This window comes from Robertmurraya sp. FSL R5-0851, assembly GCF_038002965.1.
GTDB lineage: Bacteria > Bacillota > Bacilli > Bacillales > Cytobacillaceae > Robertmurraya_A > Robertmurraya_A beringensis.
This window is the reverse complement of sequence record NZ_JBBOOE010000001.1, coordinates 4,381,690-4,398,205: the sequence shown is the minus strand read 5'-3', so window position 1 is coordinate 4,398,205 and position 16,516 is coordinate 4,381,690. Positions and strand designations below refer to the sequence as shown.

Sequence of the window (16,516 nt, the reverse complement as noted above, 5' to 3'; positions counted from 1 at the left end):
GGAGACAAACAATATGAGTAAAGTTTTAGAACTTCGTGAAAAACGAGCAAAAGCATGGGAAGCAGCCAAGGCATTTCTTGATTCAAAAAGAGGAGAAGATGGCATTCTTTCAGCAGAAGATACGACCACTTATGAAAGGATGGAAGCGGAGGTTGTGAATCTCGGAAAAGAAATCGACCGTCTTGAACGACAACAGGCCATTGACCTGGAGCTTTCTAAACCTTTAAACAATCCGATCACCTCAAAACCCACAGGAACTGAGGGGCAAAAAACAGGACGAGCTACCGATGAATACAAGGATGCCTTCTGGAAGGCGATGAGAAACAAAAGCAGTTTTGACGTACAAAACTCCTTGAAAATTGGAACAGATTCTGAAGGAGGTTACCTTGCTCCAGATGAATTTGAACGAACACTTATTGAGGCTCTAGAAGAGGAAAATATCTTCCGTTCCTTAGCCAAGGTCATCACCACTTCATCAGGTGATCGTAAAATTCCGGTTGTGGCATCCAAAGGAACAGCATCATGGGTGGATGAAGAAGGGTTAATTCCAGAGTCAGATGACAGCTTTGGTCAAGTTTCCATTGGAGCTTACAAGTTAGCGACAATGATTAAAGTATCAGAAGAGTTATTGAACGACAGTGTTTTTAATTTAGAAGCCTATATTGCAAAAGAATTTGCCAGACGGATTGGTGCCAAGGAAGAGGAAGCATTCCTCGTGGGAGATGGTACCGGAAAGCCGACTGGCATTTTTAATGCAACCGGTGGAGCTGAACTTGGAATCACAGCCGCATCAGCAACTGCTATTACTGTGGATGAGATCATGGATTTATTCTATTCATTAAAATCGCCATATCGTAAAAAGGCAATCTTTGTTATGAACGATGCCACAATCAAACTCATTCGTAAGCTAAAAGACGGCAATGGCCAATATCTCTGGCAACCATCTATCCAGGCAGGACAACCAGACACGATTTTAAATCGTCCGGTGAAAACTTCCGCTTACGTCCCAACGGTTGCTGCAGGAGCCAAGACGATCGCTTTTGGTGACTTCGGGTATTACTGGGTAGCTGACCGCCAAGGTCGTTCTTTCCAACGATTGAATGAACTATATGCCGCAACAGGACAAGTAGGGTTTAAGGCATCGCAGCGGGTAGATGGAAAGTTAATTCTTCCTGAAGCAATTAAAGTACTTCAGCAGAAAGCGTAGGTGAGGCTTAATGAGTAATGTAAAAAACTATACTGAGCAAGGCGGCGAGAGGACTGTTATTGGAGGCACTTTAGAAATTACTTCTGAAGGCAAGTTGTTGTTTGGAGGTACAGAAGTCCAACCAGCCGATAACCAAGCGGATAGTACAGCGGTGGATGTCGCTGGGCTAGTGGTGGATTTTAATGCACTATTAGCCAAGTTAAAAGCTGCCGGTTTAATGAATTCACAATAGGAGGTAAGCGGTGATGGAGAACTTACTCTCAAAAGTGAAACAAAATCTGATCATAGAACATAACGAAGATGATACTCTGCTTAACAGCTTCATCACCGCCGCTGTTTCCTATGCGGAGAGTTATCAAAAGAAACCAGAGGGCTTTTATGCGGAAAACCCAATGAGTCCAACGACCGAACAAGCCGTCATCATGCTATCTTCCCACTTTTATGAGAGTCGGGATGGGAGCACGGGCGGCTTTTTTGCGGATAATGTGGAAGCGAGTAAGCAAGTTTGGAATGTGGTTAATACGCTTCTCCGCCTTAATAGGGACGTGATCATATGAGCTTTGGGAAAATGAATAGCTTTATAGAAATATATGAGAATGTATCCATCAGGGATGAAGAAGGGTTTGTATCCATCAGGGATGAAGAAGGGTTTGTATCCAAACAAGACCTGCTTGTCACATCTATGAGAGCTTATAAGGAAAATCGCCATGGAAGTGAAGCGTGGAAGAATAGGGCTAGCTTTAGTGAGGCTAGTTCTCTTTTTCGTTTTAGAAAACCTAGAGGCATCAATATTACGACTGAATTCATCATTGTTTGCAAAGATGAACGCTATAACATATTAAGTGTTGAGGATATCAAAGGGCGGGGCATGTATGTGGAGGTACTAGCTGAAAAAGTAACTGGATCGAAGGGGTGATGGGATGGCAAGAGCAGCAGTGAAAATGCCGGATGCGTTTTTAGAAAGAATCTCCAAGTTAAACAATCGCTTTGATGAAATCGTTCCAAGAGTGTTAGAAAAAGGGGCTGAGCCCGTTATTCAGAAAGCAAAAACAAACTTAGCTGCTAGAATTGGACAAGGAACAAAAGAGCCTTCTCAATCCACTGGTGAATTGTTAGCCTCTCTTGAAGCGACAAAGCCTACGCAAAATGCAAACGGAGACTGGAATTTGCGAGTAGGAGTCCCGACAACAAAAGACAGCAAAGGAGTATCCAATGCCTTGAAGGCGGCCGTACTCGAGTATGGAAAATCAGGTCAGCCTCCTAGGCCTTGGTTAAAACCAACCAAATCAGCAACAAGAAAAGCTTGTGTTGAAGCGATGGAAAAGGCGCTGGAGAAGGAGATTGAAAAACTATGAGTCTTTTAAAAGACATCATGGACCTGCTAGAACCTGTGGGCATTCCAATTGAAACAGGTGTTTTTTCGGGAAAGCCTCCTGATGAATATATCGTCATTACTCCTATGTCAGATCGATTGGATTTTTACGCGGACAACCAGGCCCATAACATTATTGAGGAAGCAAGACTTTCACTTTTTACGAAAAGAAATTATCAGGCATTGAAAAAACAATTAACAAAGGTATTTCTAGCTGGAGGCATGACTATCACAGACCGGCAATATATCGGGTTTGAACATGATACGAAGTACCATCACTATGCAATAGATGTTTTGAAAGAATATGAAATGGAGGATGAGTAAATGGCAACGATAGGATTGGATCGATTGTTTTATGCCAACATCACGGAAGATGAGAATGGCAATGAAACTTATGGAACGCCTAAGATCTTGGCAAAAGCCATGACTGCCGAACTTAGTGTCGAGCTGATGGAAGCCATTCTGTATGCGGATGACGGGGCAGCGGAAGTAGTGAAAGAGTTTAATAGCGGCACGCTAACTCTTGGGATTGATGATATTGGCCCGCTGGTAGCCCAGGATTTAACAGGTAGCAAAATTGACAGCAATAATGTCGTGATATCAAGGAGTGAGGATGGTGGAAAGCCTGTGGCAGTTGGGTTTCGTGCAAAAAAATCAAACGGAAAGTACCGATATTTTTGGCTGTATCGCGTTATCTTTAGCATTCCTACAACTTCCCTTGCGACCAAAGGTGAATCGATTACCTTTAGTAGTCCCACCATAGAAGGAACGGTGTTTAGGCGAAACAAACTGGATGCAGAAAACAAGCATCCATGGAAGGCGGAAGTGACGGAAGGGGATAATGGCGTATCTCAAGAAACCATTACAAATTGGTTTTCCACCGTTTACGAGCCGGATTTTTCACCCGTTACGCCAACCATCACCATTACATCTCAGCCAGCTGATTTAACGGAAGTGGTGGCAGGAAGTATTTCTGGTAGTTTATCGGTGGTTGCAACGACTAACACTAGCAATCCAATCACGTATCAGTGGTATGAAAACACTGTTGATAGTACAGTCGGTGGAACCATTATCAATGGGGAAACATCAGCCAGCTTTGACATCCCAACTGATCTTACAGCAGGAACTTATTATTATTACTGCGTGTTAAGTTCTGTTGGTGCTAATAGTGTTACCACGACTGTAGCGACCGTGACGGTATCATAGGCTGGAAAGGATGATGAAAAGTGAGTAATAAAACTGTAGAGACGGCACCATTAGATATTGATTTTGCAGCAGAAGAAAGAAGTGCTGTAATTGATATTGGTGGTACGGAATATAAATTGATTTTAACCACAAAGGCCACGAAAGAAATCGCGAAACGCTATGGTGGCCTTGAGAACCTTGGTGCCAAGCTGATGAATACGAAAGACTTTGAACTTGCACTAGATGAAATCGTCTGGCTCATAACCTTATTAGCAAATCAGTCGATTCTCATTCATAATTTACGAAATAAAGATGCGAAGAAAGAACTGCTGACAGAGGAGGATGTGGAATTATTGACCACTCCTTTTGAGTTGGCAGAGTACAAAAATGCGATCATGGCCAGCATGTTGAAAGGAACTAAACGACATATTGAGAGTGAGCCATCAAAAAACGTGGAAGTCGGGTAAGCGATGATGAATTGTTTATCCGACTGATTTATTATGGCACGGCCCAATTAAATCGAAGTGAAGAAGAAGTGTGGCTTTTGCCTTTAGGACATCTGATGGACTTATGGGAATGCCATAAGCAGTTTACTGGAATAGCTAAACCAAAGCAGGAAATCTTCATTGATGATGTGATTCCGGTGGGGATTTAGGGGTCTGGAAAAATTTTTTCAATAGCTAAAAAGTGCCCTGAGTCCTTGGAAAATCAGGTTTTTTCTCCTATCACACCACAAATCACAATACACAGTCACAGTCTTGACTTACAAAAAAGTATTTGTGATACAATCCGAAAAAAGGGAAAGGGGTTGTAGTGATGGAGATTCCAAAGCTTGAGGATTTTATGAAAGAGATTGATAGACTGAAGGTAGATGCAAGGGAATGTGGGGAAAGCAGCATTGAAGTTTGTAGTGGTACGCTCCATAAAATGATGGGAGATCATAAAGGGAAGAATGCTAGAATGGCCAGCTGTTGTAGAGCAATGTATAAGAGCATGAAACCTGGAGATGAAGTCGTTCAATTACCAAATCCAAAGGCTGGTAATACGGAAACAAAGGGATTTGGTTCTAGATTAATCATTCGTTACTATCTGTAACAGAGCAATAGGCACTCTATAAAAGGGTGTCTTTTTTATGCCCTAAATGAGAGGAGGTGGAGTCGTGGCAGATAATTTCGGGCTTCGGATCGGTGTTGAAGGGGAGAAAGATTTTAAAAATGCGTTGAGGGATATCAACCGGAATTTCAAGGTGTTAGGCAGTGAAATGAATCTTGTTGCTGCTCAGTTTGATAAGCAAGATCAATCTCTTGAAGCGTTGACTGCTAGAAACAGTGTTCTGAACAAGTCCGTAGATGCTCAGAAAGAAAAAATCGAAACATTAGAAGCTGCTCTTAGAAATGCTGCTGAATCATTTGGAGAAACGGACAGACGAACACAAAACTGGCAGATTCAGCTGAATAATGCGAAATCCGAATTAATGAAGATGGAGAAGGAGCTTGATAATAATAACCAAGCCATTCAAACGCTGAACGAGGGGTTTAATGAGGCTGAAGATGAGGCAGAGCAGTTTGCGGATGAGGTACAAAATGCCGCCGACCAAACAGAGAATGCCTCTGGTCGTTTTGAAAAGTTGGGCGGTGTTTTAAAAGGAATTGGGGTAACGATTGGGGCAGCCGTAGCCGCCATTGGTACTGCCGCAGTCGCTGCTGGGGCAAGCCTTATCAAGCTCGGTGATGAGTACAATATGGCGGTCAATCAGATTTCTGCCTCCACAGGTGCTACCGGGGCAGAGCTTGAGGAGTTAGGTGAGGTTGCTCAAAACGTGTACAAGCACAACTTTGGTGACAACTTGGAGGATGTGGCCAATGGGATTTCTGAAGTACAAAAGATAACCGGACTTATGGGCGAGGAACTTGAAAAAGCCACAGAGTCCGGCTTTGCTTTGCGGGATACTTTTGGCTTTGATATGCAAGAATCAGCCAGAGCTGCAGGTGCTCTTATGAAAAACTTTGGGATTTCCGCCGATGAAGCTTACAACATTATTGCAACTGGTGCTCAAAATGGGGCCGACAAAAATGGCGACCTGTTAGATACCTTGAACGAATACTCCGTTCAATATGCATCACTCGGGTTAAGTGCAGATGAGTTTATTGCTAGTTTGGTTGCCGGTGCAGAAAGCGGTGCTTTTAGTATTGATAAGGTCGGGGATGCAGTTAAAGAGTTTAATATCCGAGCAAAAGACGGTAGTAAGACGAGTATCGAGGCTTTTACCGCTCTAGGTCTTAATGCAGAAGAGATGATGAGCAAGTTTGCTGAAGGTGGAGAGACCGCGAATGCTGCTTTTTTCACTGTGGTTGAAAGACTACAGGAAATTGAAGATCCGCTCCTCAAAAATACGATTGGTGTTCAGTTATTTGGTACGCAGTTTGAAGATTTGGAGGCCAATGTACTACCTGTTCTTGCAGGCATCAAAGATAGCACCATTGCAAGTGGGGATGCATTGAATCAAATCAAAGAAGTGAAATATGACAACCTAACCGAGGGGCTTGAAGGTGTGAAGCGTTCCTTACAAGGGGTGTTTTTACCTGCTGTCAGTGAAGTGTCATCAGGGATAACGGACTTATTTTCGAACCTTACGAATGGTATCAATGCAGCGGAAGGGGATTTCAGTAAAATTTCAGAGGTTATTGGTGAAACCATGAGGGGAATAACCGATTTGATCGCTTCACAGCTTCCACAGTTGGTGACATTAGGGCTTCAAATCATCATGTCGATTGCGGGAGCGATTATTGATAATCTTCCCACCATTATCGATTCAGCTATGCAAATTGTCACGACATTGCTTCAAGGAATTATCGAAGCACTTCCTCAGATAACAGAGGGGGCATTATACCTCGTTTTGTCATTAGTAGAAGGAATTCTTGCTAACTTACCAGCCTTGGTTGAAGCTGCTTTAACCATGATTATTACGCTTGCGACTGGAATTGGAGAAGCTTTACCGAATCTCATTCCTTCTATTGTTGCAGCCATTCTTTTAATTGTAGAAACCATCCTGAATAACCTCGATAAGGTTTTAGAGGCGGCTTTTAAAATTATTGAAGGATTGGCGATGGGACTGATTAATGCCTTACCTAGATTAATCGAAGCTTTGCCAACCTTGATAGCAACGATTATCAATTTTATTACAGCCAATCTACCAAAGATTGTTGAAATGGGGATTAAGCTTATTATTCAATTAGCAGCTGGACTAATTCGAGCTATACCTCAACTATTGGCGCAATTACCAGCCATTGTTTCTGCCATTCTTGTTGGAATTGGAAAAGCCGCCCTTTCAATTGGACAGGTTGGAGTAAACATTGTCCGAGGTCTTTGGAATGGAATTGCTTCGATGGTTGGGTGGATCAAAGAAAAGGTTAGCAACTTTGTCGGTGGCATTGTGAGTAGTGTCAAAGGTATCCTCGGAATCCACTCTCCTTCAAGAGTATTTGCAGGAATTGGTGAGAACATGGGGGCAGGAATTGGTGTAGGGTTTACAGACGCTATGCGAAATGTAGAAAAGGATATGGAAGGAGCCATTCCGACCGATTTTAACCTAGACATGAATAGTGTGGTGAGTGGCGTTGAAGGTGGAAATAGCGGTGCTGCATTTGATGTTACGATTCCCTTGACTATCGATGGGAATGTGTTAACTCGAATTATTGCACAGCTTCAATGGAATCAGAACACGGTCACTGTTAGAAATTTAGGAATCGCTGGCTCGTAAAAGGAGGGCAGATTGGTGATTGAAATTTATGCGGGAAACACGCTCATTCAAACAATTCGTAAGGTCATGACAGCGAATGTCAGAGAAACACTTGAAGGGGAATTTACTCTATCCTTTACTGTTCTAGCCAAGTCTGCCCTCGCTCTAAAAACAAAGCAGCTGGCCAAGCTAAACAATCAATATTTTGAAATTGTTCAAATCAATAAATCGCTTCAGAGCAGCTTACCTATTTGTTCGGTGACATGTGAACACGTGTCATACATTTTGAATGATGAGATATATAAAATAGATACTTTTGATTTTACAGGTGACCCGGCAACTGGTTTGAATCAGCTTCTTATAGGGACGCCTTTTTCAGCTGGAACGGTTGAATTTACAGAAAGCTGTACGATGAAGATTAATCAGGAGGTCACAAGGAGAGCGGCTCTCATGCAGTATATTGCGATTGTCGGTGGTGAAATCGAATACGATGGCTACCAGATTAATATTCGACAACACCGTGGTAGCCTGGATTATATACCTGTAATGGATACAAAAAATGTGACCGATGTTTCTGTTTCTCATGACTCCAGAGAAAATGCTTCTTCGTACCATATTTCCTTTTTTAAGCTGCAAAATTTATCAGTCGGTGATCATGTGCACATTGTTTTTAAACCTTTAGGAATTGATGTGAAAACGAGGATTATTTCTTTAGAATACAATCCCTTTTATCGCTATGATATCCGAGTGGAGGTGGGAAACTACAGGCCGAGCATTTCAGATACGTTTTATCGAATAGAAAATTCGTTAAACACTGTGGAGAGCTCATTGAATCAAGTTGGAAATTCTGTAGATGGACTGCAATATCAAGTCGATCAGCTGGAAGTTTCGTACACGGTTGTAAAGGAACTCTCCATTGATGCGGGCTTTATTAACGTCACGTATGAAGTAGAAAAAGGGGATACCCATCAATATCATGCACAATATTCCTATACAACAGATACGAACGGTAGAATCACAAGTATTACCTTAGAGGATATTTTTTCAGAATTGTTGCTGAAGGAAGTATCCACATTGATGGTAGATACTATGAGGTTTGAAGTGACGTATGTGGATGGAGAAACGGCAAGTTATAATTACACGACAGATAGCAGTGGAAGAATTACAGCAATTGAAAAGGTGGAATGATGTGCAGTGTAATAATGATTGCAAAATAAAAGATAACTTAGCCCTGCATCATTGGTAGCGAGGGAAGTTATCTTAATATCTGTATGACTTTCCAGACCTGCAAAAAAGCCGCAGTGGGAAAAGAAAACTTGCTTATATAGTATTTCTGGCTGCTTTAGGTGAATTAAACAGTCTCTATTTCTTTTTTGTCCATGGCATCAACAAAATCAGCTACGGATTTTACTAATGTAGAGGCTTTAAAAGTCCGTTGTGTTCTTTTAAATGTAGCTAAATCTCTTGATCCGTAAACACCAAGGCTCACTTTGGGATTTACACTTTTGATCCGTTGAAGAGCTTGTTTTGCTTCTGCACTTGTCGATAATTCCAGAATAACTTTTGCTTTAGTACCACGGTGTGTTGAACAAATGTAAACCTTACTCATTATTACCACCCTTTCTTTTGGAATTTTTTATTAGAATTCATATCCAAAGTCAATCGAATAAGCTTTTTCGTATAAATAGTCAACATAAGACTTTGTTCCAATATCTCCTGGAGCAGAAGGAACATTTTCTAACCATTGCCTTAGTGAAACTGCATAATCAGTTAAGAATTCATCATCTTGAGTTTTATATATATTATCATGTAGATAGTCATTTAACAATGCGTCTGGTCGTGTCCAAAATTGGATTTCAATGGGGAAAGCCAAGTTATGTTTCATTCTAATGTTAACATGGATGCCTTTGTACCCATCATCGTTACTCTTTCCGCTTCTTTGGTCATGAATACGGCAGTCAATATTATCGGAAGGGCAACTTTCTGCAAAATTATTTGCAATCTCTAACAGCCCATTTGAATCTGTTCTTATTATGAATCTAAACCCAATAATGTCATTACATACTTTATAAAGTTGTCTGACTTGTGTTTGATTCATTAGTTTATTTTGGATAGAATTTTCTGTTTTGTAGCGATATAAGAAATCAACTTCTTGGTTGATATTATTCATGTCTTCTTCTAAGTGCATGATTTCATCTAAAGTATCAACAATAAGTTTATCTTTCTCTTCTATAATCGTGTTAAATAAATCGTCATCATACTCGCGTAATTTTTTTGCTAAGCTAAAGCTCAATCCATGACGTTTATAAATATTTTCAATGCTATACCAAATTTTATCAAAAGGTACCATAATAATCCTCCGAACAAGGTAAAACGATGTATATAAATATTTTATCACAGTACCTATGTGATGCGCTTGTCTAAATACAAGATTCTCTTATTATTACCATATTCAATAAAATGAATTCAAGTTAACCATTTCTATAGGAGTATTTAACTTGCAATCAAAAATTTACTTGTTGCAGCCACTTGCCCATACGAGTAAGTAATTCATTTGGAAATGCCCTCATTATTTCAGTTGGTTAGGGGGGGATTTTTATACTCAAACGGAGGAGGAATTCATGAGTTATGAACGGAATTTTAATAATACAGTAGCCATTTGGACCGCTTTTGGCGGCAGGGGCAGCATCATTCTTCCTACACCCACTTTAAATTGGCAAAAGAAATACTACTCGGATTTTGGGTATACACAATACGGTAGTGAAACGAAAATAGATGTGCATGATAATGGAAACGCTCAGATTGCTGTTTATCATGCGAAAACACCGTATATGTCCTATTTTGATCAAACCACTAAGCAATGGACAGTGGTTAGTGTCTCATGGTGGAGCTATGGAGCACCTGTTATCTTGTGGGCAGGTGATGGTGTGTTTCTCGCTAAAATTACAGGATTGGCGAATATTATTGCCTCCTTTGATGGTATCACTTGGTATAATGCGGGTTATTGCCAAGGGGCTCAAAACTCGATGACGACAGGAGCCTATGACACCAGCCGAGGTTCTGGGGTTGTCAGTTGGTGGTACTATAAATCGCCTGTCTACTACAGCTTTGATTCATTAATGGATAGAACAGCATGGACATTAGTGGGGGCTGATGGAACTTCTGTACCGATTTTTAGCTACATGACAGCACACCAAGGGAACTTTATCGGCATTGTGGGTGGTGATAAGTCTATTGCTATCGCAAGTTCAGCAACCCCAGGATCATGGACGACAACCATTCCAGAAGATTTAAATGAAACACATTATATGTATATTCGCTCGATTAACAATAAACTGTTTGTGATGAAATATCGTTATGTGAGTGGTGTCTTTCATGTGAAACTCTGCGTGATGAATGACAACGCCACTGAGATTACGGAAACCAACCTTTCTCATGTTGGAGATTTGGCTGATAACCGTATCCCTAATCCAGAAAACATCATCTGGATGCAAGATTGGGGAAAATATGCTCTTTTTATGGAAAGCATGCTATATGTGTCTGTTGATGGTCTAACATGGGAAGGGGTCGAGCAGCCGGGTTTTACAACAACCAATTCAGATACCTTTGGTGGAGCAATCTATGTTCCGGGAGATGGATTTTATGTGAAGGCGAGTGGGTATGTGTATTATGCGCAGTATTAAAAGCAATAGAAAATTTAATATGCACCAAGTTCACTTGTTAATGGTTTTATGGTAATCTAAAGCTGTAATAATGGTGGTTAGGCACCAGAAAAACTTGATATTCTTCCTGGACTACGGGAGCCAGGTCGCTGGCAGGCAGCAGAAAAACTTGTCATTTATGATCAAACGTTTATGTGTCACTGGGCAAGCAGTGTATTAACCTGATATTCTTACCAGACTAGGGGAGATGGTTCGTTGGCAAGCAACAGAAAAACCTAACATCTTAATTTTATAATCGATTTGGAAGAGTTAGAGTTATTTCCGTCGACAATGTAGGGATTAGAAAATTTTCTAGTCCTTTTTATTTTGCAAAAAAAAGTTGGGAGGGAATAAGTAAATGAAAGAGTTATGGACGTATTTACAAATAATGATTGCTTCATTGGGAGGATGGTTAGGGTGGTTTCTGGGTGGTCTAGATGGTTTTTTATACGCCCTCATTATTTTTGTCATTGTAGACTACATCACAGGACTGATGGTTGCGATTATCAATCGTGAGCTTTCCAGTGAAATAGGTGGTCGAGGAATCTTAAAGAAACTTCTTATTTTTATTCTAGTTGCTATTGCACATATCATTGATAGCCGTTTGATTGGTGAGGGCAGCATCATTCGCACAGCCGTCATCTTTTTTTATCTTTCAAATGAAGGGATTAGCATCATTGAAAATGCTGCAAGAATTGGACTTCCGGTACCTCAGAAATTGAAAGATGTCTTATCTCAATTACATGGTGAGGAGGGAAATAAGAATGAAACTAAGCACTAGGTTTATGACAAGAAATGACTGTTTCACAGCGGGAAAGAAAATCATTCCAAGAGGTATTATGGTCCACTCCACTGCAACACCAGGAGTCATGGCAGCAGATTGGTTTAGCCGGTGGAATAAATCCTACAAAGCTGGTGAAACAAGCAGGCAGGTCGCTGTTCATGCTTTTGTTGATGATCAAGGGGTGTGGCAGTACTTGCCTTGGAATCACCGAGGGTGGCATTGCGGAGGAACAGGGAACAATACGCACATTGGCTTTGAAATTTGTGAGCCGAGTGGTTTTTCTTACGGGAAAGTATCTACGATGGTTGGCTACAATGTTTCAAAGAATGAGGCCTATTTTAGAAAGGCTTGGCAAAATGCCGTGGAGCTTTGTGTGATGCTTTGCCAACAATATGATTTAACAGAGAAAGATATTATTTGTCATTCAGAAGGAGCTGAAAAAGGAATTGCAAGTAATCATGGGGACGTCATGCATTGGTTCCCGAAGCACGGAGAAAATATGGATTCCTTTCGGGCAGCAGTGAGGGCAGCTTTAAATAAATCACCGGATTTACCTACAGGGATTCAGGTAGGGGATTTGGTAGAGGTAAAAGCATCAGCCAATTCCTATTATCCCGGTGGGGCAACCATTCCTACTTGGGTAAAAACTGATTCATATCATGAAGTGTCACAGGTTGTTTCAAATGGGAAGCCTGTTGTAAAAGGGGGTAAGACCTGTGTACTCCTTGGCAAGAAAGTGAATAAAAAGACTGGGGTAAAATCTGCGGGTATTATGAGTTGGATTGATAAGGATGCCCTTATAATCATCAAAGGCTTTGCTCAAGGAGTGGCAAAACCAAGTGGAGCGCAGAAATACTATCGGGTACAGGTAGGAGCTTTTGCTGATCAAGATAATGCTGAGGCACTTTTGAAAAAAGTAAAATCAGCTGGATTTCCTGATGCTTTTATTAGATATCAATGAAAATAATTTTGCTATTTTGGACTGGTATGTACGGACATATCGGTCCTTTTTTAATGGAATTTATCTAATTATTCTCTTGCTATATACCCCAGTTTGAGTGATATATACTGTAACCCAAATAGCTGAAAACCTTTTAACCATGCGGGTTTCAGCAATGTTTTTTAAAAACTAGGCTGATTGAATGGTTAAATGACTATTACCTTAATAATCAGGTAGAACGAAGGAAGGAGGAAGTCAAATGGGAGAAACCTTGTTTGGCCAAACATTGACAGACAATGGAGAATTAAGTGAGTTTACATCAAATTACCTACTAACAAAGCAAGGAACTGAAGTAAAGTTAAAACCTTTGAAGGTAGCAGCTTATGTGAGAGTTAGTACCCTCTCGGATGAACAGGAAGATTCATTGGAGAATCAAACTAGCTACTATGCTAGACATATTCGTTCAAACCCAAATTATAGAATGGTAGGAATTTATACGGATCACGGAAAAAGTGGGACATTAACTTCAAGCCGCTCTGGATTTAACCGATTAATTCGACATGCACTGGAAGGAAAAATAGACTTGATTCTTTGCAAAAGTGTTTCCCGCTTTGCGAGAAATGTTCTGGATACGTTGGAGACAGTTCGAATGTTGAAGGAGAATGGGGTCAGATTAATCTTCGAAAAAGAAGATCTTGATACCGAGAACATGCAAAGCGAGTTTATATTAACGATGATGGCGGCAGTGGCTCAAGAAGAAAGTCGCAGTATTTCCGAAAATATCAAATGGGCTAATGTCAAACGGCTGGAAAGAGGGCAGCCAAAGTTTCATCGTGTACTTGGGTATGGTCAAGATAAATATAAAAATTGGATAGTTAATCAAGAAGAAGCAGGTATTGTGAAAGAGGCATTTGAACTATGTGTTGAAGGGTACACACCACCAGAGATTGCTAGAATCTTTATAAGAAAAGGCTATAAAACTATTAAAGGCAAGAATGAGTGGTCTGGAACAGCGATAAGGGAAATGCTGAAAAATATTAATTATGTTGGCGATGTTCTGGGGCAGAAAACTTATAGTAAGGATCACATAAGCCATGCATCTATAAAAAACAAGGGCGAGAAAAATTTATACCTAATCAGTGATCATCACGAACCAATTGTGGATAGGGAAACTTTTAAAAGAGCTCAAGAAAAACTGAAGCAAAGAGCTAAGCCAAATAAGGAAGGGAAAAGGAATAGATACCCCTTATCTAGCAGAATTGTATGTGGAAAATGTGGTGGAAACTTGCAAAGGTTCGTATGTAGAGGGGTAGTTACGTGGAGATGTGGAAAAAGAACTAAGAGCCATGAGCTTTGCACGATGGAAGGCATTAAAGAGGAATATGTTCATTCAGCAATGTTAGCGGCATTAAAAGCAAAGTATGAGCCAACGGAGCAAGATGAGGAACCAAGAAAAACTATCCTTAAAATGATGAAGGATATAAATAACATCGAAATAAAAGGTGATGCCGAATATAACCAACTTCGCATTAAACTGGAAAAAACCCTTTATGAAGAGAGTAATGCACTCCTTGAAGGGCAAGATGAGAAAATTGAGTACTTAAGATCTATGAGGATTGCAACAGAGCTAGAAATAAAGGAAAAAGAGGAGTGGTGGAATCTTATTGAAGCTGATACGGACTTAAGAAAAAACGTATTTGAAAAACTAAGAAACATGTCTTTTACAAGTATATCCTTTGATAGCTTAGTGGAAGAATTAAATGAAATCGAATGTATGAGAGCATGGGTGATACGTGTAAAGGCACTATCACCTTTTCTATTTTCTTTCACATTTGTGACCGGGGAGAACATAGAAGTGGAATTTTAAAGGAGTGGAACAAAATTGAGTGAAATACGTTCACCTAAAGTTAGGGTTATACCTGCAAAAGTTAGGACAGGACGAAATGAACCCAATGCAGGCGGTGTAAAAAAGCGGGTAGCCGCATATGCAAGGATTTCTACAAATGACCCATCCCAAGCGGGAAGTTATGAACTCCAGGTTGCTCATTACACGGAATTTATTCAAAGCAATCCAAACTGGGAGTTAGTGAAGGTATACTGTGATGAAGGTATATCTGGTACTTCAACAAAAAAGCGGCTAGGATTTCAAAATTTGATAAATGATTGTGTTGAAGGAAAAATTGATTATATCTTGACTAAGAGCATCAGTAGATTTGCCAGAAATACTCTAGACTGCCTCAGATATATTCGTGAGCTGAAGGCATTAGGAATTGGCCTCTATTTCGAGAAGGAAAATATTGACACCCTGGATACTAAGAGTGAATTATTTCTAACCATTTTATCTTCAATGGCCCAAGAAGAATCACGGTCAATTAGTGAGAACACCCGCTGGGGAATTAAGAAACGATTTCAAAGAGGCATAGCGCATATTCCAACAACTTATTTCTTAGGCTACGATACAGATGAGAATGGAAACCTAGTCATTAATGAAAAAGAAGCAGCGATAATCAAGCGGATCTATTACGACTTTTTGAATGGAAAAGGGACAGTAACTATTGCCAAAGAATTAATGCGGGATGGGATATTAACCGCAAGAGGAAATAAAACATGGACCTCCGATTCCGTTTATAAAATATTAACAAACGAAAAATTTTGTGGCAATGCACTTTTACAAAAAACGGTAACTGTAGATTACTTAACCCACAAACGCATCCGAAATGACGGAAGAGAGCAACAATATTTTATTCGAAACCATCACCCCGCCATTATTCCAGAGGAAGATTGGAATGCGGTCCAACAGGAGATGAAAAGAAGAAGTAATATGTTTAGAAACCCGGATGGGAAATACAAACAGGCTTATTCAAATAAATCTTGTTTCTCCAATATTTTATTTTGCGAGGAGTGCGGCCATCCCATTGTTCGCCGAAGGCTTACTTCGGAAAGGAATGGAGAGAAGTTTCTTTATACCGCATGGCAATGCAGAACCAGGATCCACCCCAAGAAATATAACGTAAATTGTAAAGCGAAATTTGTTTGGGAATCTGCACTTGAACGTGAATTCATGGCATTACTCCAAGACTTAAAGGAAAGAAAGGAAGAATTGATTCAAGAAGCTCATAAAGTCATTAAAGAATATGACTTAAGTTCAGCTGAAAAAGCTCGCAAAATGAATCTCGAAGCCCAAATTGAACAAATCAACGAACGAATTTCAGAGCTAGCCGAACAAAGTAACTCTACTGTCGCAAGTGTTTATGAAGCCTCTATCAACCATTTATACTATGAACAAGAGTTGCTTCAGTCCGAACACGATGAACTGAGTAATAAGCAACAAGAAAGTAAACATATGGAGCGGCATTTGGAGACCTTACTTACCTTCCTATACGAACTTAATGAGTCAGAATTTAATGAGGACATTTTTAGACAGGTTATTCAGCGAGGCACCATCAACCACAATCAGAAAGTCACGCTGGAATTTAAATGCGGGATTAAAAGAATGTTCATAGCTCTACGACAAAAATAAAATTTTAATAGAAACAAACCCCTTGAACTTTTATTGAGGATGAGTGATAGATAACATACCTTCAACAG

General features: G+C 40.3%; 19 protein-coding genes. 17 read left to right on the top strand and 2 right to left on the bottom strand.

From position 1 onward, the window contains the following. The first annotated feature begins 13 nt into the window (after positions 1 to 13). The 12 genes from MKX65_RS22455 (at position 14) to MKX65_RS22400 (ending at position 8,691) form a co-directional block, all read left to right on the top strand. Positions 14 to 1,207 carry a phage major capsid protein gene (locus MKX65_RS22455; protein WP_340905716.1) on the top strand — a complete coding sequence of 398 codons (1,194 nt, stop codon included), beginning with the start codon at positions 14 to 16 and terminating at the stop codon, positions 1,205 to 1,207. A gap of 10 nt (positions 1,208 to 1,217) precedes the next feature. Then, the gene (locus tag MKX65_RS22450) at positions 1,218 to 1,439 is read left to right on the top strand and encodes a head fiber protein (protein WP_307148776.1); all 222 of its coding nucleotides are present in this window, start codon (positions 1,218 to 1,220) and stop codon (positions 1,437 to 1,439) included. Between the two features lie 13 nt (positions 1,440 to 1,452). Continuing rightward, on the top strand, positions 1,453 to 1,764 hold the full coding sequence (locus tag MKX65_RS22445; protein WP_307148775.1) for a head-tail connector protein: 312 nt from the start codon (positions 1,453 to 1,455) through the stop codon (positions 1,762 to 1,764). Continuing rightward, a complete protein-coding gene (locus tag MKX65_RS22440; RefSeq protein ID WP_340905715.1) occupies positions 1,761 to 2,123 on the top strand; it encodes a head-tail adaptor protein in 363 nt (120 codons plus the stop codon). Before MKX65_RS22445 ends, MKX65_RS22440 begins: the two co-directional genes overlap by 4 nt. Before the next feature lie 4 nt (positions 2,124 to 2,127). Further along, positions 2,128 to 2,562: an HK97-gp10 family putative phage morphogenesis protein gene (locus MKX65_RS22435; RefSeq protein ID WP_340905713.1), complete on the top strand. Its 435-nt coding sequence runs from the start codon at positions 2,128 to 2,130 to the stop codon at positions 2,560 to 2,562. Continuing rightward, positions 2,559 to 2,903 carry a hypothetical protein gene (locus tag MKX65_RS22430; RefSeq protein WP_307148772.1) on the top strand — a complete coding sequence of 115 codons (345 nt, stop codon included), beginning with the start codon at positions 2,559 to 2,561 and terminating at the stop codon, positions 2,901 to 2,903. The genes MKX65_RS22435 and MKX65_RS22430 overlap by 4 nt, the downstream gene beginning before the upstream one ends. Continuing rightward, on the top strand, positions 2,904 to 3,785 hold the full coding sequence (locus tag MKX65_RS22425; RefSeq protein WP_445677933.1) for a major tail protein: 882 nt from the start codon (positions 2,904 to 2,906) through the stop codon (positions 3,783 to 3,785). A 20-nt stretch (positions 3,786 to 3,805) separates the two neighbouring features. Continuing rightward, complete coding sequence (locus MKX65_RS22420) at positions 3,806 to 4,231, top strand: hypothetical protein (protein ID WP_307148771.1); 426 nt, start codon at positions 3,806 to 3,808, stop codon at positions 4,229 to 4,231. Between the two features lie 11 nt (positions 4,232 to 4,242). Further along, complete coding sequence (locus MKX65_RS22415; RefSeq protein ID WP_340905710.1) at positions 4,243 to 4,419, top strand: hypothetical protein; 177 nt, start codon at positions 4,243 to 4,245, stop codon at positions 4,417 to 4,419. 161 nt (positions 4,420 to 4,580) lie between these two features. Further along, positions 4,581 to 4,859: a hypothetical protein gene (locus MKX65_RS22410; protein ID WP_340905709.1), complete on the top strand. Its 279-nt coding sequence runs from the start codon at positions 4,581 to 4,583 to the stop codon at positions 4,857 to 4,859. Positions 4,860 to 4,923: 64 nt separating this feature from the next. Continuing rightward, positions 4,924 to 7,524: a phage tail tape measure protein gene (locus MKX65_RS22405; protein WP_340905708.1), complete on the top strand. Its 2,601-nt coding sequence runs from the start codon at positions 4,924 to 4,926 to the stop codon at positions 7,522 to 7,524. 15 nt (positions 7,525 to 7,539) lie between these two features. Next, complete coding sequence (locus MKX65_RS22400) at positions 7,540 to 8,691, top strand: phage tail protein (protein ID WP_340905707.1); 1,152 nt, start codon at positions 7,540 to 7,542, stop codon at positions 8,689 to 8,691. A 163-nt stretch (positions 8,692 to 8,854) separates the two neighbouring features. Here the strand turns inward: MKX65_RS22400 and MKX65_RS22395 are convergent, their stop codons facing one another. Further along, the gene (locus tag MKX65_RS22395) at positions 8,855 to 9,112 is read right to left on the bottom strand and encodes a hypothetical protein (protein ID WP_307148767.1); all 258 of its coding nucleotides are present in this window, start codon (positions 9,110 to 9,112) and stop codon (positions 8,855 to 8,857) included. Positions 9,113 to 9,142: 30 nt separating this feature from the next. Beyond that, entirely contained in the window at positions 9,143 to 9,853 is a 711-nt protein-coding gene (locus tag MKX65_RS22390) for a hypothetical protein (RefSeq protein WP_340905705.1), read from the bottom strand. A gap of 271 nt (positions 9,854 to 10,124) precedes the next feature. Here MKX65_RS22390 and MKX65_RS22385 point away from each other — a divergent pair, with 271 nt between their 5' ends. From MKX65_RS22385 to MKX65_RS22365, 5 genes are all read left to right on the top strand, one after another. Next, the gene (locus tag MKX65_RS22385; RefSeq protein ID WP_340905704.1) at positions 10,125 to 11,186 is read left to right on the top strand and encodes a hypothetical protein; all 1,062 of its coding nucleotides are present in this window, start codon (positions 10,125 to 10,127) and stop codon (positions 11,184 to 11,186) included. 376 nt (positions 11,187 to 11,562) lie between these two features. Further along, positions 11,563 to 11,985 carry a phage holin family protein gene (locus MKX65_RS22380; RefSeq protein ID WP_340905703.1) on the top strand — a complete coding sequence of 141 codons (423 nt, stop codon included), beginning with the start codon at positions 11,563 to 11,565 and terminating at the stop codon, positions 11,983 to 11,985. Continuing rightward, entirely contained in the window at positions 11,969 to 12,949 is a 981-nt protein-coding gene (locus MKX65_RS22375) for an N-acetylmuramoyl-L-alanine amidase (RefSeq protein ID WP_340905702.1), read from the top strand. The genes MKX65_RS22380 and MKX65_RS22375 overlap by 17 nt, the downstream gene beginning before the upstream one ends. A 238-nt stretch (positions 12,950 to 13,187) precedes the next feature. After that, the gene (locus MKX65_RS22370) at positions 13,188 to 14,795 is read left to right on the top strand and encodes a recombinase family protein (RefSeq protein WP_340905701.1); all 1,608 of its coding nucleotides are present in this window, start codon (positions 13,188 to 13,190) and stop codon (positions 14,793 to 14,795) included. Positions 14,796 to 14,810: 15 nt separating this feature from the next. Then, complete coding sequence (locus tag MKX65_RS22365) at positions 14,811 to 16,448, top strand: recombinase family protein (RefSeq protein WP_340905700.1); 1,638 nt, start codon at positions 14,811 to 14,813, stop codon at positions 16,446 to 16,448. Positions 16,449 to 16,516 lie beyond the last annotated feature (68 nt).

What these genes read in the sequence shown, in the direction of transcription:
- MKX65_RS22455 (WP_340905716.1), top strand. Translation starts at nt 14, where the DNA reads ATGAGTAAAGTTTTAGAACTTCGTGAAAAACGAGCAAAAGCATGGGAA.
- MKX65_RS22450 (WP_307148776.1), top strand. Translation starts at nt 1,218, where the DNA reads ATGAGTAATGTAAAAAACTATACTGAGCAAGGCGGCGAGAGGACTGTT.
- MKX65_RS22445 (WP_307148775.1), top strand. Translation starts at nt 1,453, where the DNA reads ATGGAGAACTTACTCTCAAAAGTGAAACAAAATCTGATCATAGAACAT.
- MKX65_RS22440 (WP_340905715.1), top strand. Translation starts at nt 1,761, where the DNA reads ATGAGCTTTGGGAAAATGAATAGCTTTATAGAAATATATGAGAATGTA.
- MKX65_RS22435 (WP_340905713.1), top strand. Translation starts at nt 2,128, where the DNA reads ATGGCAAGAGCAGCAGTGAAAATGCCGGATGCGTTTTTAGAAAGAATC.
- MKX65_RS22430 (WP_307148772.1), top strand. Translation starts at nt 2,559, where the DNA reads ATGAGTCTTTTAAAAGACATCATGGACCTGCTAGAACCTGTGGGCATT.
- MKX65_RS22425 (WP_445677933.1), top strand. Translation starts at nt 2,904, where the DNA reads ATGGCAACGATAGGATTGGATCGATTGTTTTATGCCAACATCACGGAA.
- MKX65_RS22410 (WP_340905709.1), top strand. Translation starts at nt 4,581, where the DNA reads ATGGAGATTCCAAAGCTTGAGGATTTTATGAAAGAGATTGATAGACTG.
- MKX65_RS22395 (WP_307148767.1), bottom strand. Translation starts at nt 9,112, where the DNA reads ATGAGTAAGGTTTACATTTGTTCAACACACCGTGGTACTAAAGCAAAA.
- MKX65_RS22390 (WP_340905705.1), bottom strand. Translation starts at nt 9,853, where the DNA reads ATGGTACCTTTTGATAAAATTTGGTATAGCATTGAAAATATTTATAAA.
- MKX65_RS22385 (WP_340905704.1), top strand. Translation starts at nt 10,125, where the DNA reads ATGAGTTATGAACGGAATTTTAATAATACAGTAGCCATTTGGACCGCT.
- MKX65_RS22380 (WP_340905703.1), top strand. Translation starts at nt 11,563, where the DNA reads ATGAAAGAGTTATGGACGTATTTACAAATAATGATTGCTTCATTGGGA.
- MKX65_RS22375 (WP_340905702.1), top strand. Translation starts at nt 11,969, where the DNA reads ATGAAACTAAGCACTAGGTTTATGACAAGAAATGACTGTTTCACAGCG.
- MKX65_RS22370 (WP_340905701.1), top strand. Translation starts at nt 13,188, where the DNA reads ATGGGAGAAACCTTGTTTGGCCAAACATTGACAGACAATGGAGAATTA.